The organism is Pseudomonas sp. R3-57, from assembly GCF_051132065.1.
Classification (GTDB): domain Bacteria; phylum Pseudomonadota; class Gammaproteobacteria; order Pseudomonadales; family Pseudomonadaceae; genus Aquipseudomonas.
In genome coordinates, this window is sequence record NZ_CP071655.1 from 2,745,655 (window position 1) to 2,771,264 (window position 25,610).

The 25,610-nt window shown below is 63.0% G+C and carries 21 protein-coding genes; 4 read left to right on the forward strand and 17 right to left on the reverse strand.

All coding sequences use genetic code 11. The features are described from left to right. Window positions 1-48: 48 nt before the first annotated feature. Window positions 49-459 (reverse strand): response regulator transcription factor, encoded by a 411-nt coding sequence (locus J3P93_RS12510; RefSeq protein WP_434597819.1) that lies wholly within the window; start codon window positions 457-459, stop codon window positions 49-51. Then, the gene (locus J3P93_RS12515; protein ID WP_434597821.1) at window positions 456-1,448 is read right to left on the reverse strand and encodes a response regulator; all 993 of its coding nucleotides are present in this window, start codon (window positions 1,446-1,448) and stop codon (window positions 456-458) included. Before J3P93_RS12515 ends, J3P93_RS12510 begins: the two co-directional genes overlap by 4 nt. 258 nt (window positions 1,449-1,706) lie before the next feature. Between J3P93_RS12515 and J3P93_RS12520 the strand changes: the two genes are divergently transcribed. After that, window positions 1,707-6,848 carry a trifunctional serine/threonine-protein kinase/ATP-binding protein/sensor histidine kinase gene (locus tag J3P93_RS12520; protein WP_434597823.1) on the forward strand — a complete coding sequence of 1,714 codons (5,142 nt, stop codon included), beginning with the start codon at window positions 1,707-1,709 and terminating at the stop codon, window positions 6,846-6,848. A 640-nt stretch (window positions 6,849-7,488) separates the two neighbouring features. Here J3P93_RS12520 and J3P93_RS12525 read toward each other — a convergent pair. The 5 genes from J3P93_RS12525 to J3P93_RS12545 form a co-directional block, all read right to left on the reverse strand. Continuing rightward, a complete protein-coding gene (locus tag J3P93_RS12525; RefSeq protein WP_434597826.1) occupies window positions 7,489-7,968 on the reverse strand; it encodes a helix-turn-helix transcriptional regulator in 480 nt (159 codons plus the stop codon). Window positions 7,969-8,066: 98 nt separating this feature from the next. Further along, the gene (locus J3P93_RS12530) at window positions 8,067-9,179 is read right to left on the reverse strand and encodes an alkene reductase (protein ID WP_434597828.1); all 1,113 of its coding nucleotides are present in this window, start codon (window positions 9,177-9,179) and stop codon (window positions 8,067-8,069) included. Window positions 9,180-9,350: 171 nt separating this feature from the next. Then, on the reverse strand, window positions 9,351-11,585 hold the full coding sequence (locus J3P93_RS12535) for a molybdopterin cofactor-binding domain-containing protein (RefSeq protein WP_434597830.1): 2,235 nt from the start codon (window positions 11,583-11,585) through the stop codon (window positions 9,351-9,353). Beyond that, window positions 11,582-12,055, reverse strand: coding sequence for a (2Fe-2S)-binding protein (locus J3P93_RS12540; protein WP_434597833.1), 474 nt, complete (start codon window positions 12,053-12,055; stop codon window positions 11,582-11,584). Before J3P93_RS12540 ends, J3P93_RS12535 begins: the two co-directional genes overlap by 4 nt. Then, complete coding sequence (locus J3P93_RS12545; protein WP_434597835.1) at window positions 12,052-13,329, reverse strand: c-type cytochrome; 1,278 nt, start codon at window positions 13,327-13,329, stop codon at window positions 12,052-12,054. The genes J3P93_RS12540 and J3P93_RS12545 overlap by 4 nt, the downstream gene beginning before the upstream one ends. Before the next feature lie 287 nt (window positions 13,330-13,616). On the opposite strand from J3P93_RS12545, the gene J3P93_RS12550 reads away from it, so the two are divergent. Continuing rightward, window positions 13,617-14,816: an MFS transporter gene (locus J3P93_RS12550; RefSeq protein WP_434597837.1), complete on the forward strand. Its 1,200-nt coding sequence runs from the start codon at window positions 13,617-13,619 to the stop codon at window positions 14,814-14,816. Window positions 14,817-14,910: 94 nt separating this feature from the next. Next, window positions 14,911-15,816 carry a LysR family transcriptional regulator gene (locus J3P93_RS12555; protein ID WP_434597839.1) on the forward strand — a complete coding sequence of 302 codons (906 nt, stop codon included), beginning with the start codon at window positions 14,911-14,913 and terminating at the stop codon, window positions 15,814-15,816. On the opposite strand, the gene J3P93_RS12560 is transcribed toward J3P93_RS12555, so the two are convergent. The 8 genes from J3P93_RS12560 to cyoA form a co-directional block, all read right to left on the reverse strand. Next, on the reverse strand, window positions 15,776-16,951 hold the full coding sequence (locus J3P93_RS12560) for an MFS transporter (RefSeq protein ID WP_434597841.1): 1,176 nt from the start codon (window positions 16,949-16,951) through the stop codon (window positions 15,776-15,778). The genes J3P93_RS12555 and J3P93_RS12560 overlap by 41 nt on opposite strands. Before the next feature lie 39 nt (window positions 16,952-16,990). Beyond that, the gene (locus J3P93_RS12565) at window positions 16,991-17,233 is read right to left on the reverse strand and encodes a DUF2934 domain-containing protein (protein WP_434597843.1); all 243 of its coding nucleotides are present in this window, start codon (window positions 17,231-17,233) and stop codon (window positions 16,991-16,993) included. A 37-nt stretch (window positions 17,234-17,270) separates the two neighbouring features. Then, window positions 17,271-17,525 (reverse strand): metallothionein, encoded by a 255-nt coding sequence (locus J3P93_RS12570; protein ID WP_434597845.1) that lies wholly within the window; start codon window positions 17,523-17,525, stop codon window positions 17,271-17,273. Between the two features lie 111 nt (window positions 17,526-17,636). Continuing rightward, window positions 17,637-18,554, reverse strand: a complete 918-nt coding sequence (cyoE, locus tag J3P93_RS12575; RefSeq protein ID WP_434597847.1) for a heme o synthase — start codon at window positions 18,552-18,554, stop codon at window positions 17,637-17,639. Beyond that, entirely contained in the window at window positions 18,512-18,850 is a 339-nt protein-coding gene (cyoD, locus tag J3P93_RS12580) for a cytochrome o ubiquinol oxidase subunit IV (protein WP_203421864.1), read from the reverse strand. Before cyoD ends, cyoE begins: the two co-directional genes overlap by 43 nt. A 1-nt stretch (window position 18,851) precedes the next feature. Further along, a complete protein-coding gene (locus J3P93_RS12585; RefSeq protein WP_093101946.1) occupies window positions 18,852-19,466 on the reverse strand; it encodes a cytochrome o ubiquinol oxidase subunit III in 615 nt (204 codons plus the stop codon). A 2-nt stretch (window positions 19,467-19,468) separates the two neighbouring features. Then, complete coding sequence (gene cyoB, locus J3P93_RS12590) at window positions 19,469-21,442, reverse strand: cytochrome o ubiquinol oxidase subunit I (RefSeq protein WP_203421865.1); 1,974 nt, start codon at window positions 21,440-21,442, stop codon at window positions 19,469-19,471. A 2-nt stretch (window positions 21,443-21,444) separates the two neighbouring features. Further along, window positions 21,445-22,374, reverse strand: a complete 930-nt coding sequence (gene cyoA / locus J3P93_RS12595) for a ubiquinol oxidase subunit II (RefSeq protein ID WP_434597850.1) — start codon at window positions 22,372-22,374, stop codon at window positions 21,445-21,447. Window positions 22,375-22,719: 345 nt separating this feature from the next. Between cyoA and J3P93_RS12600 the strand changes: the two genes are divergently transcribed. Next, complete coding sequence (locus J3P93_RS12600) at window positions 22,720-23,034, forward strand: hypothetical protein (protein ID WP_203421867.1); 315 nt, start codon at window positions 22,720-22,722, stop codon at window positions 23,032-23,034. A gap of 45 nt (window positions 23,035-23,079) precedes the next feature. Here the strand turns inward: J3P93_RS12600 and J3P93_RS12605 are convergent, their stop codons facing one another. Both J3P93_RS12605 and J3P93_RS12610 read right to left on the reverse strand, forming a co-directional pair. Beyond that, a complete protein-coding gene (locus J3P93_RS12605; RefSeq protein ID WP_203421868.1) occupies window positions 23,080-24,249 on the reverse strand; it encodes a zinc-dependent alcohol dehydrogenase in 1,170 nt (389 codons plus the stop codon). After that, entirely contained in the window at window positions 24,249-25,082 is an 834-nt protein-coding gene (locus J3P93_RS12610) for an SRPBCC family protein (RefSeq protein ID WP_434597852.1), read from the reverse strand. The genes J3P93_RS12605 and J3P93_RS12610 overlap by 1 nt, the downstream gene beginning before the upstream one ends. Window positions 25,083-25,610 lie beyond the last annotated feature (528 nt).

A 25,610-nucleotide genomic window follows, 5' to 3' on the forward strand; every position in this document is an offset into this window, starting at 1 on the left:
CGTGGGGATTCGGAGGCGAAAAAAACCGCAATGCTGGAAGGCCAATGCTCAGTGCTGGCGATGCACCACCGACTCGAGCGCCTGCAACAAGGCTTCTTCTTCGAACGGTTTGCTCAGGCAGTGCACGGCTCGATAGTGGCCGGATTCGGCCAGCGTCGCCTCGTCCCAATGGGCCGACATGCAGATCACCGGGAAGCGTCGGGCGCGGCGTTGCAGCTCGCGCATGACGTCGATGCCGGACAGCCCGGGCATGCGCAAATCCAGCAGGAGACAGGCGATTTCATCGAAACGCTGTTCGGCGAGAAAGGCTTCGCCGCTGCCATAGACCTGCGCGCGGTAACCTACCGAGCGCAGCAGATTGCACAGGCTTTTGCGCACCGAAGCATCATCATCGACGATGCAGACAACGGTCGCGTGACGGCTGTCGGCCGCCGCAGAGCGGTCAGTCGCGCTGTTCACGACGGGCTCGATGGGCCGGGTGGCCGCGCGCTGCTGATCAGCCCGTAGAGTTCGACGAGGTTGACCAGCGAGCGCGTCTGCATCTTCGCCATGATGTGTTTGCGATGGACTTTGGCGGTGACTTCGCTGGTGCCCAACTGATTGGCAATCTGCTTGTTGGCAAGCCCCGCGACAATCAACGGCAGTACTTCACGCTCGCGCGGGGTCAGCAGCGCAGCCAGTTCCAGGGCCTGTTGCACGCGCTGCCATTGCTCGTAGGCAGTCGCCGCGTGTTGGCGGGTGGTGCGCAGGATATCGAGCAATTCATCGTCGTTGAACGGTTTGGTCAGGAACTCCACCGCCCCGGCTTTCATCGCCTGCACCGACATCGGAATGGTGCCGTGGCCGGTCATGAAGACCACCGGCCAAGGATGCCCGCGCGCGGTCAGCGTCGCTTGCAGCTGCAGCCCGGTTGTTTCCGGCAGGCTGACATCGAGCAGCAGGCACGCCGGACCGTTTTGCAGGGGCTCTTCGAGCAGTGCTTCGGCGGATTCGAAAATCCGGTGTTCGATGCCCTCGGCACGCAGCAGTCGGCTCAGCGCCGTGCGCACGCACGCCTCGTCATCGACGATGAACACCGGCACCGATTGCGCATCGACCGACGGCCGTTGTTGCGCTAAAGGCACGGGCGGGGCGACGGTGCTGAAGGTCGCCGGTTTGGGTTCGCGGTCTTTCAATAATCGGTAACCTCGACGGGCAACCGTCTGGATGATTTCTTTGGCCCCGAGCAGCTTGCGCAGCGCGGAAATCTGCACCTGCAGGTTGTTTTCCTCGACGACGATATCGGGCCAGACCTGATTGATCAGCTCGTCCTTGCTGACAATCCGTCCGTCGGCCTGCATCAATACCGAGAGCACTTCGAACGCGCGGCCGCCGACACGCAACGGCCGGCCATCAAGAAAGGCTTCGCGCCGCTCCAGGGAGATCGTGGCCTGGCCGAGTCGGATCATGCTTGCCTCTGCGCTGCGGTGGAAATGAGCGGCGGGGCGCCGGTTCATGAGACCCGTACGCTAGGTGAGCGCCCGGCATATTGCAATTATCCCGAGGGATAACAGCCGCAGTATTCGGCTTGTCCAACCGCGGGACGAGGCTCTGGACGGCCATTGTGGGGCCGCAGGCGGACACCCGGGCGACGAATGGCCCATGCACAAAAACCGTTGCGTATACTCACGGATCGGCCCCGAAACCAGTTTCCAGCGGTGATTCCAATGCCCGCCACACCTCCTGCCAGTCCAGTGTCTTGTCCCCCCGATGCCTTGCGGCACGATGAAGCATGGCTCGACAGCTGCCGGTTCAGCCTGTGGCGCCGCGATGGCGAACTGACGTGGTACAGCCTCGAAGACGGCCGCACGTTCAAACGCTGGTTCGCCGTGCGTGCGCCGATTCAGCGCCCGACCGTGTGCAAGCGCCTGGAGCGCAATTTTCATCTGCGCCTGCCCGCCGAGTGGGTGATTGCCCCGGTTGCGCATGTCGGCTCGGTCGACGGTCCGCTGCTGGTGTATCCCGCGTGGGGTGTACCGCTGGCGCAGTTGATGACTGACGATGGCCTGCCGTTGGCTCGGGTGCTGAGCATTGCCGTGGCGGCGGCCAACGCGCTGGCACTGAGCGGCCAAGCGGATTGTCGTCGTGTCGGTCTGTTGCCGTGGCACCTGATGGTCAGCGCCGACGACGCGGTCCGGTTGCTGGGCGTGCACACCGCCGCGTCCGAGCTGTCGAGCGACGAGTTGCCCGGCATCGAGCATTGGCCTTATCTGGCCCCGGAGCAGGTGCAGCGCGACGTGGCGGGCAACGATGAGCGCAGCGACGTGTATGCCTTGTCGGCCATGCTCTATCAGGCGCTCACCGGGCGCACACCACTGACGGCCCGCGATGCCGCGCAATGGCGGCACGTGCACGCCGCCGTCCAGCCAGTGTCGCCTGACGTCTACGTCGCGGATTTGCCGCAAGGCTTTTGTCAGGTGCTGCTCAAGGGCTTTGCCAAAGAGCCGGACGCGCGTTACCAAAGCCTCAAGTCACTGGCTGCGGATCTGGCCTGGTGCCTGCGCCAGTGGCGTGAGCACGGGCGGATCGACGCGTTTCGCCTGGGCGCGTTCGATGCGCTGACGAAAACCACCCGTGGCGAGTTGCTGTTCGGTCGCGAGGCAGAGAGCGCGCAACTGCTCGAACAGATCCAGCGCGTACGCAGCGACGGCGTCGCCCGGGTTTTGCTGGTCGCCGGCGCGCCGGGGGCGGGCAAGTCGACGCTGATTCATCAGAGTATTCGTGGGCAGGCGCCGGGCTACTGGGCCAGCGGCAAGATCAACCTGTTGCACAACGACATTCCTTTTGCCCCGCTGGCGCAGGTTTTTCGTTCGCTGATCACGCAGTTGCTCGGCAAACCGGCACTGGAAATGCAGGCGCTCAGCGCGCAACTGAGCGAGGTGCTCAAAGGTCGCGGCCGCCTGCTGGTGGACCTGGTTCCGGAGGCCGAACTGCTGATCGGCGTCACTGCTGAGCTGCCGAACATGCCGGCCCGCCACGCACTCGATCGCGCCAGCCGCACATTGCTCGACGTGCTGGAAGTGTTTGCCCAGCCGGGGCGTCCGCTGGTGCTGTTTATCGATGACGTGCAATGGGCCGACGACTCGACCCAGGCCTTTCTCAAGGCCTTCATGGCGCGCCCGCCACGGCATCTGCTGCTGATCCTGGCCTATCGCGACGATGAACTCGCCGCGTTGGGCGGTGAGGGCGGCTTGCTCGAAGAGTTGGGTCGCGAGTCGGCATTGCCGGTGTCGCGTATCGAGCTCGGGCCGATGTCGGTGCAGGCAGTCGCGCAATTGATCGCGGCCGAACTCGACGCCGAGGTCGACAACCTCCAGGCCCTGGCCGAAGGGGTGCATTTCAAGACGGCTGGCAATCCGCTGTTCGTCAGCCAGGTGTCGCGGGCGTTGATGGATGAGCACCTGCTGCATTTCGATGCGGCGCAGCATCGCTGGGTGTGGGCGCCAAGCGCGCTGGCTGGCTATCGCTACGCCGATAACGTCGCCGACCTGATGGTCCAGCGCTTGCAGCGCCTGCCTGCCTCGGCGCGAGAGGTTTTGCGCAGCGCCGGCTATGTCGGTGGGCGCTGTGACGAAGCGTTGCTGCAGCGTTTGCTGCCGGGCGATCCGCCGCAACTGGCCCGCGACGTCGAATATCTGCTCAATGGCGGATTCCTTCTGCGTGAAAACAGCCAACTGCTGTTTCCTCACGACCGCGTGCTCGAGGCCGCGGCGCAACTGCCCGCGCCCGTAGGCCGTGCCGCCGAGCACGCACGCATCGCCGTCGCCATGCTCGAGGAATGGAGCGAGGAGATCGATCAGCACGTCTTCGAAATCGCCAGCCAGATTCAGCACAGCGACACCGCCACGCTCGAAAGCCAGCGGCGCGCCGATTTCATCAGGTTGCTGGTGTTGGCCGCCGAGCGCGCCCGCGACACCGCCGCCGTCGATCAGGCCTTGGACTATTTGCACACCGCCGAGCGCCTGCTCGGCGATAACGGTTGGACGCAGTTGTATCCGCAGGCTTTCGCCAGCCGTTGGCTGGCGGCCGAATGCATGATGCTGCTGGCGGATCTGCCGAGCGCGCAGCAACGTCTCGACGATTGCCTGCACCACGCGGCCACGCCGCTGGACCGAGCGAAAACCTATCGATTGCGTGCCAGTTTGCGCACCTTGCATTCCGATTACCAAGGCGCGATCAGCGAAGCGCTGAGCGGCTTGGCGCTGCTGGATATCGCGCTTGCGCGCAAGCCTTCACGGGCGCAGATGACCGAGGCTTGCGAGCGCGTGCGCCAGTTGCGCGGCACGCGTCGGATCGCCGATCTGAGCGCGCTGTCGCCGGCAGACGATCCGCGTATGGAAGCGGCCATGGAACTGCTCAGTACGCTGATTTCTTCGTTCTTCGTCAACGACGACATCTCGTTTCTGCACCTGGCAAAAATGGTCGAACTGACGCTGCTGCATGGCACCACGCCCAGCAGTGGTTACGGATTCGCCTGGTTTGGCGTGATGATCGCTGATCGCTACGGCGAGTATGTTGACGGTCAGGCCTATGCCGAACTGGCGCTGCAACTCACCGATCTGCATGGCTATGAAGTCGGGCGCACGGCGACGCTGGTCGCGCTCGATCAGGTCAGCCCGTGGACCCGGCCACTGGCTTACGCCCGGCAAAAAGCTTTCGCCGCGTTCGAGTGCGGGCAGGCGGGCGGTGACCTCGGCATGTCGTGTTATGCCTGCAATCACATCGCTTCCGATTTGCTGTTCATGGGCGAGCCCTTGCCCAGCGTGCTGAACGAACTGGAGCACGGTCTGGCCTGGGTCCGCCAGTTTCATTACATCGATATCGAGCGCATTCTGCTCGCACAACATGCCTTCGCCAGCGAGTTGCGCAACGGCCCGCCGCCGCGTGCGATCGCGGATCTCGACGGGCTGGAACATGATCGCTTCGGCCCATTGGACCGTGAGCGCGTGTCGCAGCCCACGCTGTTCTGGCGCTGGCTGTACTCGGGCATGTCCGCGTTTTATTTTGGCGACATCGCGTATGCCTTGCGGCGCTTTGAAGCGGCCGGCGCCTTGGCCTGGTCGCTGCCGGCGCATATCAACCTGGCCGATTACTACCTGTTTTACAGTCTGGCGCTGGCCAGTGACGAAGCACCGGGTGATGCCCGCGAAAAACTGCAACGGCTGGAGCAGCACCGGCAGCGATTCCTGCCGTGGGTCGAGCTCAATCCCTCGACCTTCGCCAACAAGTTACTGCTGATCGAGGGCGCCATCGCCCGGGTGCGCGGCGAAGGTCTGGTCGCCATCCGCTGCTTCGACCAGTCGCAGATCGCCGCCGCCGCTGCCGGGTTCATCCACGAACAGGCGCTGGCGCACGAACAACTGGCGCAAATCTGCCTGCGCAATGATCTGGTGTCGGGCGCCCATCACCATTTGCGCGTCGCCCGCGACTGTTATGCACTGTGGGGCGCAGAAGCCAAGGCGCAGCAGTTGCAGTCGCTGCATCCTTTCCTGGCCACTGAACATGCGCTGGAAACGGCGACTCCGGTCACCCGCGCACGCCTCGATCTGCAAGTGGGCATCGAGGCCGCCCGCGCCGTGTCGCAGGAAGTCTTGCTTGACCGCCTGGTCGAAACCCTGATGAATCACCTGATGATCCATGCCGGTGCCGATCAGGGTGTGCTGATGCTGGTGGCCGACGGCGAACTGCAACCGGCCGCGGCGGCGTTTATCGAGTCTGGCAACGTGCGCGTGACCCAGGCCACCGACCAGCCCCTCGAACACATGGCCCCGGTCTCGGTACTCAACGCGACCATGCGCACGCGCACGCCACTGGTGCTCGACGACGCCAGCGCGCAATGCCCCGAGGCCTACAGCGCCGATCTGCAACCACGGCAGACACGCTCGATGATGTGCCTGCCGCTGCTCAAACAGGGCACGCTGATCGGGCTGGTGTATCTGGAAAACCGCCTGGTGCCGAAATTGTTCAACGCCGAACGCCTGACCATGCTGGAAATCCTCGCCTCCCAGGCCGCGGTGTCGCTGCAGACTGCCCGGCTCTATGCGCAACTGGTCGAAGACAACCGCCTGCGCGCACAGATGGAAGCCGACTTGCGCAGCTCGCGCGCCGAACTGGCGCGCAACTCGCACCTGAAAATGATGGGCGAACTGTCCGCCTCGATCGCCCACGAAATCAGCCAGCCGCTGCTGGGCATCACCTCCAACGCCTCGGCCAGCCTGCGCTGGCTCAAACGCACCACGCCGGACCTGGACGAAGCGATTCAAGGCCTGGAAGACATCCGCGCCGACAGCGCCCGCGCCACCGAAATCGTCCAGGCCCTGCGCGCCCTGGCCAAACAGGCTCCACTCAAACGCCTGCCCACCGCGATCGACGAACTGATCAGCGAAGTCATCCAGCTGACCGCCACAGATCTGCACAACCGCAACGCCACTCTGCGAACCCGCCTCAATGCCGGCTGCAACGTCGCCGTCGACCGCGTACAGATCCAGCAAGTCATCTACAACCTGATCACCAACGCCCTCGAAGCCATCGCCAGCCACGACCGCCCCGGCCACCTGGTCATCGAATCCACACGACTCGAACAACACCTCCACATCACCCTCCACGACAACGGCCCCGGCATCGCCGACGCACAGCGCGAACACATCTTCGACGCCTTCTACACCACCAAAGGCAACGGCATGGGCATGGGCCTCGCCATCTGCCGAACCGTCATCCACGCCCACGGCGGCACACTGCAAGTGGAAGACAGCGAAGAGGGCGCACGGATTGGATTTACGTTGCCGCTGGGATTGCCGGGTGATGCTTGAATCGGTGCTGAAGATCAAAAGCCCCTCACCCTAACCCTCTCCCGGAGGGAGAGGGGACTGACCGGGGTGGATGCGAGCGCCTACGCCGACCTGAAATACCTGGTCGAACGCAAGTTTTGAACGGCCCACAAATCGGCTCCCTCTCCAGGGGGAGAGGGCTGGGGTGAGGGGCGAATCCACTACAAATTTCAAGTCGAACAACCGCTTTTCACCACTCAACAATGAGCGTTAGCTCGAGTGCCTTTGATCTTGATCTTGCCTAACCAGCGACATCGGAAGGCTGAGCGGAGGGATTGATCCGGGCGTGGGAGCGCAGCGACCGTACGACGAAGTCGTACACAGCGGAAGTAGGTGCAGCGAAGCAAACCGTAGCCGCTGCGCCCGGATTGATCCCGCAGCGAAGGGACCCGAGCCTGCGAGGGCCGTACGTAGGAGCAAAGCCTTTTGGTTCCTTTTTGCTGGGCCGGCACTCCGGCGTTTGAAAAAGGGACTCGCCGTAAGGGCGAAACCGCCATCAGCAACACCCAAAATACCGGATATACACCCAAACCCCCCAAAGCCTGGTCGGCCCACAGGCCGCCACGGCAAAAAAAAAAAGACCGCAAAAAAGCGGCCAAAAGAGCGAGCAAACAAACGAAAATCAAGTACGCAATTCCACCCCCCGCGCCACCACCGCCAAACCCACCGCACCCTCCCAAACCGCCACCCGCTCGCCCACCACCGCAACGCGCGCAGCGTCCAGCGCCATCGCCTGACGCCAGGCCTTCGGCGGCATCCCCACCAGGCGCCCGAACGTGCGGGTAAAGTGCGAATGATCAGAAAACCCACACTCGTAGACAATCTCGGTAATCGGCATCGACGTCAGCAACAAACCCTTCGCCTTGTCGATCTTCACCCGCAACATCCACTCCTGCGGCGAGCACCCGGTCACCCGCTTGAACGCCCGGGAAAAATGACTGCGCGACAGATTGCAGTGCTCGGCAATCTCACTGACCCGCAAGCTGCGGCTCAAATCGCCGAGAATGAACGCCTTGGCGCGGCGTTCCTGCCAGCCGGACAGCGCGCCCAATGGACGCGCCAGCGTGAAGGGATGGTCTGAATTCACCGGTTGCGGGGTCATGGCGGCTCTCCTGATCGTTAGGCAAAGTCTGGGCGCCGCCGACATTTAAAGTCCTTAAGCAAACCTGAAAAGTTCTGAAGCCGCCTCGCACTTCCCGCTCAGGCATGAAACGGATAATCGACGTACCCGCGCTGATCGCCACCGAAAAAACTGCTCGGGTCCGGCGTGTTCAGCGACAGGTGCTCGCGCAGCCGCCGCGGCAGGTCCGGGTTGGCCAGAAACGGCCGGCCAAACGCGATGATGTCGGCGCGGCCCGAGCGCAGTGCCTGCTCGGCAGACTCGGCGTCGTAACCGCCCGCAAGCATCAGCAGGCCTTTCCAGGTTGCGCGCAACTGAGCAATGATCGCGTCCCAGCGGGGGTCGAAATTTTCGTCCTTGACCGTGCCGACCATCGCCGGCTCGACCAGGTGCAAATACGCCAGATTCCACGTATTCAGCGCCTCGACCAGATGGCCGAACGTGGCCTCCGGGGTGTCATCGCCCATGCCCATGAACCGCCCCATTGGCGTCAGACGTACGCCGACGCGTTCGGCCCCAACTTCGTCGGCCACGGCCGCGACCACCTCAAGCAACAGGCGCGCACGATTTTCGACGCTGCCGCCGTAGGCGTCGTTGCGCTGATTGCTGTTGCTGTTGAGGAATTGATCGAGCAGGTAGCCGTTGCCCGCATGAATCTCCACGCCGTCCATCCCGGCACGAATGGCATTGCGCGCAGCGCGGCGATAGTCCTCGACGATGGCGGCGATTTCTGCGGTTTCGAGGGCGCGCGGTACCGGCACATCACCCCAGACACCGTTGCCGTTTTCGTCAACGATGAAAGTCTTGCCGGGCACCGGCAGTGCGCTCGGTGCGACCGGCAGGCCAGCGTCCGGTTGAAAGCTCGGGTGCGAGACGCGGCCGACGTGCCACAGCTGCATGAAAATCAGCCCGCCAGCGCCATGCACCGCGCCGCTGACTTCGCGCCAGGCCTCGACCTGCTCATCGTTGTAAATGCCCGGCGTCCATGCGTAACCCTGGCCCTGGCGGGAGATCTGTGTGGCTTCAGTAATGATCAGCGCAGCGCTGGCACGTTGGCGGTAGTACTCGGCGTTCATCGCCGTCGGCACGTCGCCCGGCTGGCCGGCGCGCGAGCGCGTCAGCGGTGCCATGGCGACGCGATGGGCGAGGGTATAAGGGCCGAGGGTGACGGGTTGAAACAGGCGGCGGGTCATGGGCAACTCCAGAAATTTAGCGATTGGATTCAGGCGCGACAGCCGGGCAGCGCACGCGGTAGAGCTACGTTAACCGGGCCGGGCGGGGGTGATAATCGGTGGGCGGCGCTACGCTGTTTTGCGCCTGGCGCAACGGCGCCCGCGTTCATTGGCGATGAACGCGGGCGGTGCTCAGGAGGGTTGGGTCGAACGGCTCAGCGGCAGGTTCAGCCAGCGCCGGCCGGTGGCATTGGCGACGGCATTGCCGAGCGCAGCGGCCATCGGCCCCTGGACAATTTCGGCGGCGCCGAGGAACGGTTCGCCGGGCTGGTCGAGCAAATGCACGTCGACTTTTTTCGGCAGTTGCGTGAAGCGCAGGATCGGGTAGCCGCTCCAGTCGTAACTGCGAATGCCGCCGGCGTCGTAGGCGACTTTCTCGTACAGCGTCCAGCTCGCCGACTGCACGATGCCGCCCTCGACCTGATTGCGCAGGCCGTCGGGGCTGACGATCTGGCCGACATCCACCGCCGTCACCACATGCTCCATGCGCACTTCGCCGGTTTGCGGATGCACGCGCAGGCGCATGGCGAGGGCGCAGTAACCCATGATGTTTTTATAGCGAGCGAAGGCGAAACCGATGCCGGCGCCGGGCTCGGAGTTTTTATGCGGCCAGTCGATGGCATCTCGCACCCGCTCGATCACCGCACGCGCACGCGGGTCGGTGAGATGCGCCAGGCGCAGGGCTACCGGATCGAGGCCGGATTTGTTTGCCAGTTCATCAATGCTCGCTTCGATGGCGAAAATATTGATGTGCGCGCCGAGCGAGCGCATCGCCGAGGTGCGAAACGGCATGGTCGTGACGAAGTTCATATTGATCCGCGTCGCGCCGAGTTCATACAGCGGCACGGCGTTGCGGTCGCCGTCGCCTTCGGGCTGGGCGATCGGCACCGAGGGCGCCGAGGCGAACGGCTGCGCCAACAGACGCGCCGGCAACAGGCGCCCGGCATTGACGATGCGCTCGTTGTGCGGGGTGGTCCACAACTCGTAGTTCCAGTCCTGCAGGCGATTGTTCGCCAGGCCGACGTCTACTTCGGCCACCATCGCCGAGCTGTACGGTTCCCAGAGATTTTCCTGCTCGCGCATCCACTGCACGCGTACCGGCGTGCCGGGTACGCGCATGGCAATCAACGCGGCGTCGGCGGCGGCATCGTCGGCACCGTTGTGGCCGTAACAGCCGGAGCCCTCGCTGTGGATGCAGCGCACCCGCTCCGGCGGCAGACGCAGCATTTCGGCGATGCCGGCGCGCAGCGGATAGACGCCTTGGGTATGGGTCCACACCGTCAGCACGCCGTCCTTGAACCAGGCCACGGCGCAGGACGGACCGATCGAGCCGTGCATCAGATACTGCTTGGTCACCCGCGCCTTGAAACGCGTTTCACCGGCGGTATTCACGTCACCATTGTTGCTGATCGGATAGCGCCGCGAAGGCAGGCGCTTGAGCAAGGCATGGATATTTTCGGCCTCGGGAATTGCGTCGCCACCCCGCCAGCGCGCGACCTCGCTGGCGCTGCGCATGGCCTTGATCGCTCGCCATTCGTCACGGGCAAGCACGGCGAGATAATTGCCGTCACGGATCACCTTGACCACCCCGGCCAACGCTTCGATGGCCGGGACATCGAACGCCTCCAGCGTGCAACCCGGACGCGGCGGGCGAATCACCCGCGCGTGGAGCATGCCGGGCAAGCGCATGTCCTGGACGAACGCGGCACCGCCGCTGACCTTTGCCGGAATGTCCAGACGCGGCAGCGAATGCCCGATCAGCTTGAAATCCGCCGTTGGCAGGCTCGGCGATTGCGCCTTGGCGTATTGGTGCACATCGACGTTGCTGACCGCTTCGGCGTAACTCATGCGTTGCCCGGCCGGCCCTTCGATCATCGCATCAGCGGTGGTCAGCTGCGCCGGGTCGACCTGCCAGCGGCGTGCGGCGGAGTCCACCAGCATCTCACGTACTTGCGCGGCGGCATTGAACAGCGCGGTGCCGCTGTCGAAGATGCTGTGACTGCCGGCGGTGTAGCCTTCGTTGGGTGTCAGCGCGGTGTCGGCGGTGAGCAGGTTGATCGCACTGGCCGGCACTTGCAGGCGCTCGGCGGCAATTTGCAGCAACGCGGTTTTTACTCCGGTGCCCAACTCGACCTTGCCGGTGTACACGGTGATGCCGTCGGCGCCGATGCGAATCCACGCGTCGAGGTAGGGATTGGTGCGCAGGCTGCCCGGCAGATCCGGGGCCAGCACCACGGTGCCGAGCGTGTCGACTTCGGTATCGGCCAGCGCCCGCCGCGCCATCGGCACCAGGGTGAAGGCCATCAGCAATGCGCCGCCGCGCAAGAATGCCCGACGGCTGGGATTCAGGCCGGTTGATTCGCTCATGGCCGGCTCCCGTGTTGCCCGGCGACCAGGCTGATCGCTTCGATGATGCGCAGATGTGTGCCACAGCGGCACAGATTGGCGGCCATGTGTTCGCGAATGGTTTGCTCATCCGAGTGAGGATTTTGCTCGAGCAGCGCTTGCGCACGCATCAGCATGCCGGCGATGCAGTAGCCGCATTGCGCCGCTTGTTTTTCGATGAAGGCCGCTTGCAGCGGGCCGGGTTTCTCCGCGTTGCCGAGGCTTTCCACGGTGCGGATCTGCTTGCCTTGCAGACCTGCGCAGGGCGTCAGGCAGGCAAACACTGGTTGGTCATCGACGATCACTGTGCAGGCACCGCACTGACCCAGACCACAGCCGTACTTGGCGCCATTCAGGCCCAGATGATTGCGCAGCGCGTACAGCAGCGGCATGTCCGGTTCCAGCTCCAATGCCTGGGCTGCGCCGTTGACGTTGAGGGTGATCTGGCTCATTTGGCCTCCTGACGTAACGCTTCAATAGTGGAAGAGAGGTCTGCCCAGGGCTGGTCGGGGCGCACCTGCTGGCGCAGATACACGGCCAGTGCGGCGAGTTGCGAGTTGTCGAGGCTGGCGGCGAACCCGGGCATTTGCGGGCCCGGCGAACCGGGCGTGGCCGGCAGGCCTTCGATTACGGTCTTGAGGAAATTGCGCGAACTGGCCGCGTGCAGCGCCGAGGTGCTGTCCAGTGGCGGACGCCCGTCGATTTCGCGCATCGGCGCGGCGCGGCCATGGCAGCCGGCGCAGGCACTGCTAAACAGCAGTGCGCCTTGGGCAGTGGAGGCGGGGTCGACCGGCGTTGGCGCCGTGGTTTCGGTAACGGTCGGCGGCTGCTCCAGGCTCAGCAGGTACTCGGCAATCGCATCGGCTTCGCTGGCCGGCAGACGCGCCAGACCTAGGCTGACCGGGCGCATCGGGCCAGCCGCAGTACCGTGACCGGCGACCACGTCGGCACGCAGATAATCGACCAGCTGCTCGCGGTTCCACGGATTCGCCCGTTGCCCCAGACCGACCAGCGCCGGAGCGTCCCAGCCGTCAACACTGCCGCCCTGCAGATACTTGGAGGATTTTTCCGCGCCGATCAGGTTCAGCGGCGAATGGCAGCCGGCGCAGTGCCCCGGCCCGTCGACCAGATAACGTCCACGGTTCCACGCCGCGCTGCGCTCGGCCAGTGGCGTCAACGGTTCGCCGTGGAGAAACAGCAGGTTCCAGAACGACACCAGCGGACGAATGTTCATCGGGAAATTCATCTGGTTCTGCCGCGCCGGTGCCTGCACGGCGGGGCCGCTCATCAGGTAGGCGTAGGCATCGGCGATGTCGTCGGCGTTCATGCGCCGGTAGTGCACGTAGGGAAACGCCGGGTAGAGGAAATGCCCGTCACGGGCGATGCCCTGGCGCATCGCCCGTTCGAAGGCCGGCAGCGACCATTGGCCGATACCGGTCTGTGCATCCGGGGTGATGTTGGTGCTGTACAGGGTGCCGAACGGCGTTACCAGCGGCAGCCCACCGGCCAGATATTCACCGCCGGGGCGGGTATGGCAGACCGCGCAATCGCCAGCTTCGACGACCCGCCCACCGCGCTGGATCTGCGCCGTATCGAATCTCGGAGGGCGCTCGATTGGCGCAATCGCCGGGCGCCACATCAACAGCACGGCGGCGATCAGCGCCATCGCCGCCAGCAGCGCAACAACGATCCAGAAGTTACGGGATCTCAGCCAGGACAGGTTCATCAGCACGACCCCGGCAAAGGGCACAACAGCGGGGGGAGGGAATGGCGAGTCATGCGAAGCTCCTTGTGGCGACCGGGAAGGGCGCCGACGTTTGCGCCTCGGACAAAGCCTAGAGAACACTCGCGCGGCGGAGAATCCGCGCTTGGCGCAACAGCGCGTTGCGTCACAAGCAACGCCGTGTGCCGTTGCGCCACACGCATCACTGCGTTGCCCGGCGCAGTGATTCTCGCGGCCCGGTGCTGGCCGTAGCCTTGGCTCACCTTTTCCAGACGCAATGAGGTGTCACCATGCTCACCGGCAATCCCGCCGCTACGGCCAAGGCCGAGCAACCCGCTTCACTCTCCGGCCTGATGGTCGCGTTCCTCGCGTTCTGCTGCGGCGCGGTCGTGGCCAACCTTTATTACGCGCAGCCCATCGTCGAATTGATCGCCCCGCAAATCGGCCTCTCCAGCGCGAATGCCAGCCTGATCGTCTCGCTGACCCAGTTCGGTTATGCCCTGGGCCTGCTGTTACTGGTGCCGCTGGCCGACCTGATGGAAAACCGCCGTCTGGTGGTCGGTTTCACGCTCGCCGCGAGTGTCACGCTGTTGTGCGCCGGCCTGACCCATTCGCCGTCGATGTTCCTGGTGTTTTCCCTGCTGATCGGCCTGACTTCGGTGGCGGTGCAGATCCTCGTGCCGCTGGCCGCGCATCTGGCGCCTGAAGCCACGCGCGGCCGGGTGGTCGGCAACATCATGAGTGGCCTGTTGCTGGGGATTTTGTTGTCGCGGCCACTGTCGAGTCTGTTGGTCGAAGTGTTCGGCTGGCGCGGGGTGTTTTTCAGCGCTGCCGGGTTGATGGCGGTCATTGCACTGATCACCGCCGTTGCGCTGCCACGCCGCGTACCGAGCCATAAAGCCACGTACACGGCGTTGATCGGTTCGGTATTTGCCTTGGCGCGCCAGCATGCGCTGTTGCGTCAGCGTTCGTTGTATCAGGGGTTGCTCTTCGCCAGCTTCAGCCTGTTCTGGACCCTGGCGCCGATCGAACTGATGCGTCATCACGGCTTCAGTCAGGCGCAAGTGGCGATCTTCGCCCTGGTTGGCGCGGTCGGGGCGATTGCTGCACCGATTGCCGGTCGCCTGGCCGATGCCGGGCATGCACGGCGCGGCACGCTGGTGGCGTTGTTGTTGGCTCCTGTTTCGCTGCTGATCGCTGCACTGCCGAGCAGCAGTTACTTGTGGCTGGTGGTGTGTGCGGTGCTGCTGGACTTTGCCGTGCAGTTGAATCTGGTCCTAGGCCAGCGTGAGGTTTACGCGATCGACCCGCACAGCCGTGCGCGCCTCAATGCGGTGTACATGACCAGCATTTTCGTCGGCGGCGCCCTCGGTTCGCTGGTCGCCAGCCCGCTCTACGAGCACTTCGGCTGGAACTTGTCTGCGGTTGCGGTAGCGTTGCTGCCGGCCCTGGCGCTGGGGCTTTTCCTGAGCCACAAAGCCGATGCCTGAGTACGCGGCCGCTGCAGCCAAGCACGGCGATACAAGACGGCAAGCGAACGGTGATGCACAATCAGCGCCGTTCCTTTCCGACCGGACCCCGCTGATGGACAAGTTGCTGGCCTTGAAGATGTTTGTCGAAACCGTGCGCTGCGGGGGCTATTCCTCAGCGGCGCGCAAACTCGGGATCTCGACGTCTTCGGTGACCCGGCAGGTGGCGGGGCTGGAACACGAGCTGGGCGCGAGCCTGCTCAATCGCACCACGCGCAACACCAGCGTGACGGTGGCCGGGCAGACCTACTTCGACAAGGCCGTGGCGATTCTCGAGGCCATCGACGAAGCCGACGCGGTGGTCGCCGACCGTGGCAGCGAGGCGCAAGGGCGGCTGCGCATCAGCGTGCCGGTGGAGTTCGGCCGGCGCCTCATCGCGCCGCACCTGAGCCGCTTCCTGGCGCGCCATCCGGGCCTGGAAATCAGCCTGTCGCTGAGTGATCAGGTCAGCGATCTGCTCAGCGAACAGATCGACGTCTCGGTGCGCCTCGGCTCCTCAGTGGTCAGCGAGGACATCGTCAGCAAACGCGTCGGGCAGTTCCAGCGCTGGGTCGTCGCCAGCCCCGAGTACCTGGCGCAGAGTGCCGAGCTGTGTCACCCGCGCGACCTGCTCGACCATCAATGCCTGCGCTTCGATTACGCCGGCACGCATCAGCACTGGACCTTTCAGGGCGACGACGAATCCATCCAGCTCAACGTGCACGGGCGCCTGCAAAGCAACAATGCCGACATCCTTCGCGAAGCCGCGATCGACGGTGGCGGGGTGACGCTGCTGGCTGACTGGCTGGTGCGCGACGATGTCGCCGCCGGGCGGCTGGTGCGCGTGCTCGAGCAATATCAGGTCAATCCCGGCACTGCCAGTAGCTGCATCAACGCGCTGTACCTGCCCAACCACCGCGGTTCGAGCCGGATCAACGTGTTCATCGATTTTCTGCTGGAAATTCTCCAACCGGCTGCTTGATCGGATGCTTTGCGACGCTTGCTCTCGGCAGCATCGCCACGCCTGCAGCCAAGGCAAACGCGCACAGGGCGACGATCACCCCGGCGGTCTCCAGCACCGCGCCAAACAACGGCGTGCCGGCGGTTTGCCCCAGCGCCAGGACCAGAAACGGAATGCCCAGCCCCAGATCCGGACGATCCGGAAACAGGTTGATCCCCTGAATCAGATACACGCCGGACGAGACGATATAAGCCGCGCCAAACAGACACATCGCCGCGAGCCCATAAACCGCGGAAACCGAAGCCGCCGCCAGCCCCAGCGTGCCGGCAGCGATCCCTGCGAGGGCCAATCGATGCATGCGCGCAACACCAAAACGACCGGTCAGCACGCCGGTGGTGCAGCCACTGATGCCCGCCGCGCCGAGCAATATCCACGCCCAGGCAATCGACCGATCAGAGAAACCGGCTTCAGCGCGCAGAATGTCGGCGCCGAACGTCCAGATCGCCGTGCTCGCCAGCCCCATCAAAAAGGCGCTGCAACACAGCGGCAACACACCGGCGCGGCGCAGCAGGGCCAAGGAGAAGTTGCCCGTGATTGAGTCTTCGCCACGGCGCGGTACGGCAAACCACAGCCACAGCGTAATGCCGACGCCCATCATTGCGAACAGCGCATACAACTGCCGCCATTGCCCTGCGGCGACAACCACGGCCAAACCGGAAAAAACGATGCCGGCGGCAGTGCCGGCATTGATGAAACCGTTGGCCCGAGCGCGCTGCGCCTCGGCAAAGCGTGCCGCCACCGCGCTGGCCAGCGGCGGTGAAGTCAGGCCGGTGCTCAATCCGGCGAGCGCCACGCCACAGCCCAGCGCCAGGCCTGACTGGGCAAAAACCATCAAACCCATGCCCAGCGCAGCGGCGGCACCGGCGATCACCGTGAGCCCGCGCGGGCTGATTTTTCCATTGCTAATGAATGTGGCAACGATGCCCACGCAATAGGCCGCGAAGGCGCTGCCGCCGATCCATCCGGCCACCGAGACGCTGAGCGCCAGCTCCTGACGAATCTGCGGCAGCAACAGGCCGTAGGCAAACCGTGCCAGGCCATAGGACAACGCTGTGAGGGCGAACGCCGCCGCCACCAGGTTAGCGCCGCGCTGCAAAGCTTCAGCGCCTGGTCAGGATTGGCGACGGCATGCGGGTCATTTCGCTGCGGTTGAGGTTTTCTTGCGGGTTTTGCTCGCCGTGGTGGCGGGCGCCTCTTTGCTGTTTTTCCGCGGTGCCGGCGGCGCTACGCTGCTGGCGACCGAGCCGGGCAAGCCGTCGGAGTCGAACGCATCGAGCTCGGCGCGGGCCTGGAACCAGTGATCGAAATCCTGCCCGTGCGGCCGGCCTTGCTCTTCCCAAAGGCGATAGGCGGTTTTGCGGATGGTTTCCTCGTCCATTTCAATCTCTCCAGCGGTTAAAAAACAGGCCTGCGCGTTACGGTGAAATCGGATCGCTGGCGGGAAAGGTTTCTTCCACCGCTTCGTCCAGTTTTGAATCACTGACGTTGCGCTCACTGTGCCCCAGATTTTGCTCGCAGTGGCAACTGCTCGACGGGCAGGGCTGGCCATTGGGGTGAAGGTCGGCGCAAGCCTGGCTGCAATAGCGTTTGCCGTCGCGCTCGACGGTGTTATCGGCACTGCAGGTGCATCCAGAGCAGGCGCATTGCGATGTTGAGGTGTCGTTTGCCATGTGGGCCTCCCGGTTGCTGATGGTTGTTGCGTTCATAAATTCTGATAACCGGCAACGCGACAGGGTTTGAACGGATTTCTTCAGGACCGATGAGCGGTCGCTACGCGCTGGCTAAACGCTGAATGACGGCAGTACCGCGTTCAGCGCCAACGACAGGTTCAACGCCAGAATCAGCAGAATCGACACCACAAAGAGCCGTCGTGCCCAGGCTTTCGATGTGCGGGTGCTGATTCGCCGCAGAGCGACATAAAACCAGTAGCCACCCAGACCGATAATTACCAGCGCATACGACACGTTGAGATTCGCCACCCAGCCCAGCACGGCGGCGCTGATAAGGAACGCAAGCATGTACAAAACGATCTCGCGCCGCGCCTGACTCAGCGTCAGGGTTGGCAGGCCGGCAGCACGAAAATCTTCATGGCGCATGACGGTGATCGCATGGGAATGCGGCATCTGCCAGCAGCAGAACACGATGACCAGCAACAGCGCGGTGGCGTCGAAACTGCCGGTCACCGCGCCATAACCGATCACCGGCGGCATGGCGCCGGACAGGCTGCCGACCAGCGTGCCCCAGTGCGAGCGGCGCTTCATCAGGCAGGTATAAACGCCTGCATAGATGATCAAGCCAATCGCCGCCAGCGCACACGCCACCAGTGTTGTGCCGCGCCAGAGCAAAGCAAAACCGAGCAATCCCAGTACACCCGCGTAAGTCAGCGCTGCCGGCACCGATACCGCACGGATCGCCAGCGCCCGATGACAGGTGCGGACCATGCGCCGGTCGATATCGCGATCCACGCAGTTATTGATCACGCAACCGCAAGCAATGATCAACGCGGTACCGAGCACGGTGGCCAGCAGATGCGCGAGCGACAAAGGCCGGCCGGCCACCGCGAGCAGGTAACCACCGAGTACCGATGCCAGATTGCCGAAGATGATCCCCGGTTTGGTCAGTTCAATGCCGACGTTGAGCGGTACCCTCCATTGCCTCAGTGCGCCAGCATGTTGTGGTGAATGCTGTCCATGATCCATAGTGAAAGCCCAACCAGCAGAAGAATGATGACGGCGGAAAATATCAGCGCGATGAGGTTCCAGCGCTGTTCCGAGGCCGTGTCCAGATGGAGGAAATATTTCAGGTGGGCGAAGACCTGCACCACGCCGAGCGCCACCACCACCCACGCGGTGACGCTGCGCGGCAAGGTCGGAAACATCACCAGACCGAACGGAATCACGGTAAGGACCACCGAAATGATGAAGCCGACCATGTACGTACGGCTGCTGCCGTGGCTGGTCCCGGCACTGCTGTGAACCTGACTTTGGTTATACATGTCACACCACCCCCAACAGATAAACCACGGTAAACACGCAAATCCACACGACATCGAGGAAGTGCCAGAACAGGCTCAGGCAACTCAGGCGTGTGGTGTTGGTGTTGGTCAGGCCGCGGCTGCTGACCTGCGCCATCAGAATCGCCATCCACACCAAGCCGCTGAGCACGTGCGCGCCGTGGGTGCCGACCAGGGTGAAAAACGCGGTGAGAAAGCCGCTGCGATCCGGGCCGTAGCCTTGTGCGATGAGGTGATGGAATTCGTTGATTTCCATCGCGATGAAGCCGCAGCCCAGCACGAAGGTCACCGCCAGCCAGCGCAGCACATGGGCCTTGTCGTTGCGGTTCATCGCCAACATGGCGTAGCCGTAGGTGATGCTGCTGAGCAGCAGCAGGGCGGTTTCGGCGAGGACGTAGGGCAACTCGAAAATATCGACGGTCGACGGCCCTCCGGCGACGCTGTCACGCAGCACGGCGTAGCCGGCGAACAGCGTCGCGAAGAGGATGCAGTCGGTCATCAGGTAGATCCAGAAACCGAACACTCGCATGGAACCGGCATCTTCGTGGCCTTGCTCATGGCTGTGAGCGATGTCTTTTTCCAGGACGATATTGGACATGATCAAGCCTCCGCCAGGTCTTTGAGACGTGCTTTTTCGATCCGCGCCACTTCCTGCGCGGGGACGAAATAGTCGATGTCTTCGTCATAACTGCGCACGACCATGGCAACCACCGAAGCCACCAGGCCGAAGATCGCCAGCCACCAGATATGCCAGACCAGGGCGAAGCTGCAGATCAGCGCGAAAATGCTGATCACCAGACCGGCCGAGGTATTGCGTGGCATGTGGATGGCGCGGTAATCGGTGTGGCTCAGGGTGCTGACGCCGCGCTCTTTCATGCCCCAGTAAGCGTCCAGATCGTTGACTTTCGGCTGCTCGGCAAAGTTGTAGAACGGTGGCGGCGAGGCCGTGGCCCATTCCAGTGTGCGGCCATCCCACGGGTCGCCGGTGAGGTCGCGGTATTTGGCGCGGTTGCGGATGCTCACATACAGCTGCAGCGCCTGCGCGGACACGCCGCAAAGAATGATGCCGACGCCGACCAGTTCTAGCAGCAGCCACGGTTGCCAGGCCGGGTTGTCGAAGTGGTTGAGGCGTCGGGTCATGCCCATGAAACCGAGCACGTAGGACGGCATGAAGGCGAAGTAGAAACCGATCAGCCAGCACCAGAAGGCGATGCGCCCGAGCCGGTCGTTGAGGCGGAAGCCGAAGGCTTTCGGAAACCAGTAGGTCAGCCCGGCCATGTAGCCGAACACCGCGCCGCCGATGATCACGTTATGGAAGTGCGCGATCAAAAACAGGCTGTTATGCAACAGGAAGTCCGCGCCGGGCACCGCCAGCAGCACGCCGGTCATGCCGCCGATGCTGAACGTGACGATAAAGCCCAGCGTCCACAACATCGGCGTTTCGAAGCGCACCCGCCCGCGGTACATGGTGAACAGCCAGGTGAAGATTTTCACCCCGGTCGGCACCGCGATAATCATCGTCATGATGCCGAAGAACGCATTGACGTTGGCCCCGGCGCCCATGGTGAAGAAGTGGTGCAGCCAGACGATGAACGACAGGATGGTGATCGCAATCGTTGCCCACACCAGCGACACGTAACCGAACAGGCGTTTGCTGCTGAAGGTCGCGGCGATTTCGGAAAAGATCCCGAAGGCCGGCAGAATCAGGATGTACACCTCCGGGTGACCCCAGGCCCAGATGAGGTTGACGTACATCATCGGGTTGCCGCCGGCCTCGTTGGTGAAGAAGTGCATGCCCAGATAGCGGTCGAGGGTGAGCATCAGCAGGGTCGCGGTGAGGATCGGGAACGCAGCGAGGATCAGCACCGAGGTGCACAGGGCGTTCCAGGTGAACACCGGCATCTTGAACAGGGTCATGCCTTCGGTGCGCATTTTCAGAATGGTCACGAAGAAGTTGACCCCGGTGAGTAACGTGCCTATCCCGGATATCTGTAATGACCAGATGTAGTAATCGACGCCCACCCCGGGGCTGTAGCCGAGTTCGGACAGGGGCGGGTAGGCGACCCAGCCGGTGCGGGCGAATTCACCGACGCCCAGCGAGATATTGACCAGCGCCGCACCGACCACGAACAGCCAGAAACTCAGCGCATTGAGAAACGGATAGGCCACATCGCGCGCGCCAATCTGCAACGGCACGACGATGTTCATCAGGCCGACCACGAATGGCATGGCCATGAAGAAAATCATGATCACGCCGTGGGCGGTGAAGATCTGGTCGTAGTGTTCCGGCGGCAAATAACCCGGCCCGCCACTCGAGGCCATGGCCTGCTGGGTGCGCATCATGATCGCGTCGGAAAAGCCGCGCAGCAGCATGACCAGGGCGACGATGATGTACATGCAGCCGATTTTCTTGTGATCGACCGAGGTGAACCACTCGCGCCAGAGGTACCCCCACTTGCGCTTCCAGGTGACGGTGCCGACCAGGGCAAAACCCATCAGGCCAACGATGGCCAGGGTATACATGACAATCGGCTCGTGTAAGGGAACCGCGTCCCATGAAAGTTTCCCGAACATTGTTAACGCTCCTCGGCCAGCAGACTCGGTTGTTGATCGACGCGCTTGTCGTCGCTGTTGCGTTGCACCTGGCTACCCGTGGGGCGCGGTGCCTTGTTCATGCCTTCGTACTTGTCGACGATATTCAGGAACAGTCGCTCCTGAACTTTCGAGTAATAAGTAATCGGGTGCGCAACCGAAGGCTTCGCCAGTTCGGCATAACTGTTCTGATCAAGTTGCTGGGGGGTGTTCCTGACCTTGTTTACCCACGCATCATAGTCGGCGCCATTCAATGCCAGGGTGTTGAAGTGCATGTCGGAGAAGCCGTGGCCATTATAGTTGGCGGCGATTCCGCGATATTGGCCGGCCTCATTGGCGATCAAATGCAACTTGGTCTGCATGCCCGCCATGGCATATATCTGCCCGCCGAGAGCCGGAATAAAGAACGAAGTCATGGCCGCGTCGGAAGTGACGGTGAAACTTACCGGCGTATTGACCGGCAGTGCCAGTTCATTGACCGAAGCAATACCCAGATCCGGGTAAATGAACAACCATTTCCAGTCCGTGGCGACCACCTGCACGTTCACCGGCGGGACATCGGAGTCGAGCGGTCGGTAAGGGTCCAGCGCGTGCGTGGTTTCCCAAGTGACCCAGCCGAGCACGCAGATAATCAGGAACGGCACGCCCCAGACCACCGCTTCGATCTTGTGCGAGCTGGCCCAGCGCGGCGAATAGCGGGCTTTTTTGTTGGTGGCGCGATAGCGCCAGGCGAACAGGAAAGTCATCACGATGACCGGAATCACCACCAGCAGCATCAGGCCGGTCGCGAGGATGATCAGGTCGCGTTCGTCCTTGGCCACCTGGCCCTTGGGGTTGAACACGATCAAGTTGCAACCGGCGAGAACAACGCTGGTAGCGAGATAGGTCAGGCCATACCCAATGATTCGCTTCATACATGCTCCTGTATAAACGCCGATCCTCGTCCTGTGGCGGAACTGCGACGCACCTGAGTAAAACAATGAGTTGAGGTATTGCCGCTGCGTTTGTTTAAAGCGCAGCGAAGTTGCCTGCATCAATATTCAGGCGGCTGTAACAGTGGTTCATGTGAGCCACGATTTTTTGAATAAACCCTTGGGCATTGGTTTGACAAAATGTTACTGAACCTGACGAACGGTTGAACTAGCGAAACGGCGGGGCAGAACTGGCGGACTATGCTGGAAATGACCTTTGGCAAATTCGGGAATCATCCAGCGACAGCCTGGGTCTTTGAATAAGCGGATTCAGATCAGGAGTACGACATGTTCAAACGCGGCGAAACCTACAGCAAATGGAAGGCCACGGAGAGGGCAGAAAAGTGCCACACGGAAGAAGTCGAAAACGGTTGTCACATCGAGGTGCGGGCACGCGAGGCGGATGACGGCGACGTGGAAATGTTTATCAGCGTCTACACGGCGACCGGCGAATGCGCCTACGAGCGAATCAGAAAATTGCCCGGTATCGAATGGGAAGTCGAAGACGCGCTCAAGCGCGGCATCGATCAGGCAGAACGCATCGCCGGCGGCGAGTCGGGGCGATTGTCCTGTGCCGACGCACACGGCCATGAGAATGAATGACAGCGCCGCTGCCGCCGGCAACCGGCGTCAGCGGCGTTGCAACCTTCACGGCTTGAACACGGCGCGAATGCACTGATCGGTTTTCTCCTTGAACATCCGATAGCCTTCGGCGCCGTCCTCCAGGCTCATCGGATGGGTCAGCAGCCACGACGGATCGAGTTCGCCTTTCTGAATGTGCTCGAACAACGTCGGTGCGTAGCGTTGCCCCGGCTGTTGCCCGGAGCGCACCGTCAGCGCCTTGTTGACGATCGCGCCCATCGGGAATTTGTCCAGCAACCCGCCATACACCCCGACCACCGACACCGTGCCGCCCTTGCGACAGGCGCGAATGGCCTGGCGCAGCACGGTGCCGCGTTCGGTGTGCAGGCGCAGCATCTGTTTGGTCTTGTCGTAGGCGTAGTCGATTTCCGTGCCGTGAGCTTCCATGCCGACGCAATCGATGCAGCGGTCCGGCCCGCGCCCGCCGGTCAGTTCCAGCAGCGCTTCGTGAACGTTGGTCTGCTCGTAATTGATCGGAATGGCGTTGCAGCGTTCTTCGGCAAGGCGCAGTCGCTCGGGGTAACGATCGATCGCAATGACCCGTTCGGCGCCGAGCAGATAAGCGCTGCAGATCGCCATGAGCCCGACGCCGCCGCAGCCCCAGACTGCGACCGTTTCGCCCGGTTGAATGTCGGCGTTGTCGGCGGCGAAATAACCGGTGGGCGCGGCATCGGAGACGAACAGCGCCTGCTCGTCGCGCACGCCTTCGGGCACCTTGAACAGGTTGACGTCGGCGTAGGGCACGCGCACGTAGGTGGCGTGGCTGCCGGGGTAGCCGCCGAACGCGTGGCTGTAGCCGATGATCCCGCAGCACGGTTGGCCGTAGGCGAGGTCGGTCACCGACGGGTTGGGGTTGGAGTTGTCGCAGCAGGAAAAATCGCTGCGCTGACACGGCTCGCAATTGCCGCAGCCGATGATCGAAATGGTGATGACCTTGTCGCCCTTGCGCAGGCCATTGACGCCGGGGCCGACTTCAACGATTTCGCCCATGAATTCATGGCCGATGATGTCTCCCGGTTTCATCGCCGGAACGTAACCGCCGAGCAGGTGCAGATCGGAGCCGCAAACCGAGGACATCGTGACGCGGATGATCGCATCGCGCGGGTTGAGAATCGACGGATCGGGGACGTTGTCGACTTGCAGATGGTTGGGTGCTTGCCAGGTGAGTGCGCGCATCAGTGAATCCCCCCTTCAATCGCCACGCCGGTTTTCACCGGTGGCTGGCTGGCCGCGGCATGGCCGCTGTCGCCGTGGACATAAAAGAAATCATCGTCGCCTTCAGGGCGCATGCGGTTGTTGCTGACTTCGCCGGTTTCCATCTGCTGTTTGACTGCTTGTAAACCGTTGAGCAGGGCTTTGTCGCTGAACAGGCTGATTGCGCGAGCGAAGGCGTAACCGAGTTTGCCCATCGCCGGTTTGCACACGACCACGGCTTTGACCTGGGTGCCACGGTTGGCGGGGGCGGGGGTCAACGACAGGGAAATGTCGTGTTGCCAGTTGGATTGGTCCGGGGTTTGCCAGTGCAGGGTGTTCGGGTCTTCGGCGGGCTGGCGGATCAGCGTCGTTTGCAGTTTGCGACCGGCGGGTGCGCGCAGCGTCCAGCAGGTGGTGTCGGGGCTCAGTTGTTCGACGCTGTCGACCCAGCGCAGCAACGGCCCGATGTTTTCGACGCGGGCGATGAAGTCGCGGACTTCTTCCAGCGGGCGGTTGATCGTCACGCTGCGGGTGATCGCTTCGCTGATCGGCCAGTGGTGTTCGCGGCTGAATTGTTGTTCGAACGGGGTAGGGGTGAGGGCCTGTTTCAAGCGGCAGTGGCCGGCGGCGCCGCGCCATACGCCGTATGCGCCGGCGACGATTTCCAGTGCGCCGGCGAGACCGCCGGTGCGCCAGCCGTGCAAGAGCAGGGCGCCGCCGGCGGTGAGGGACAGGGCGCGTTCGGCGCTGCTCATTGCGCCGCGCTGGCCGGTGTCGTTTCGTGTGTGGGTGGCTATCAGTGGATGGTCGGTCATGTTGCGGTTCTCCATCGGGTGTGTTTGCGATAGAAGAACGGCTGGCGTTTGCGGTTCCACTGGGTTTTTCGGTGGTGGGATGAAAGGTCGTTTTGAGTGCATATCCGTTGCTGCGGGGGCTGCGGCTGGCGGTTTCGCCCTTACGGCGAGGCACTTTTTCCAAACGCCGAAAAAGTACCCAAAAAGGCTTGCTCCTACGTACGGCCCTCGCAGGCTCGGGTCCCTTCGCTGCGGGATCGATCCGGGCGCAGCGGCTACGGTTTGCTGCGCTGCACCTCCTTCCGCTGTGTACGACTTCGTCGTACGGTCGCTGCGCTCCCACGCCCGGATCAATCCCTGCGCTCAGCCTTCCGACGTCGCCGGTGGATCAAGATCAAAAGCAGGCGAGCTGACACTCGGCCTATTGAGTGGTGAGAAGCGGCGCACGGCTTTGTATTTGCGTCGTGGCTACCCCTCACCCCAGCCCTCTCCCCCTGGAGAGGGAGCCGATTTTGGTTGGCTTCGAGACTTGCATTCGACTCGGTGTCG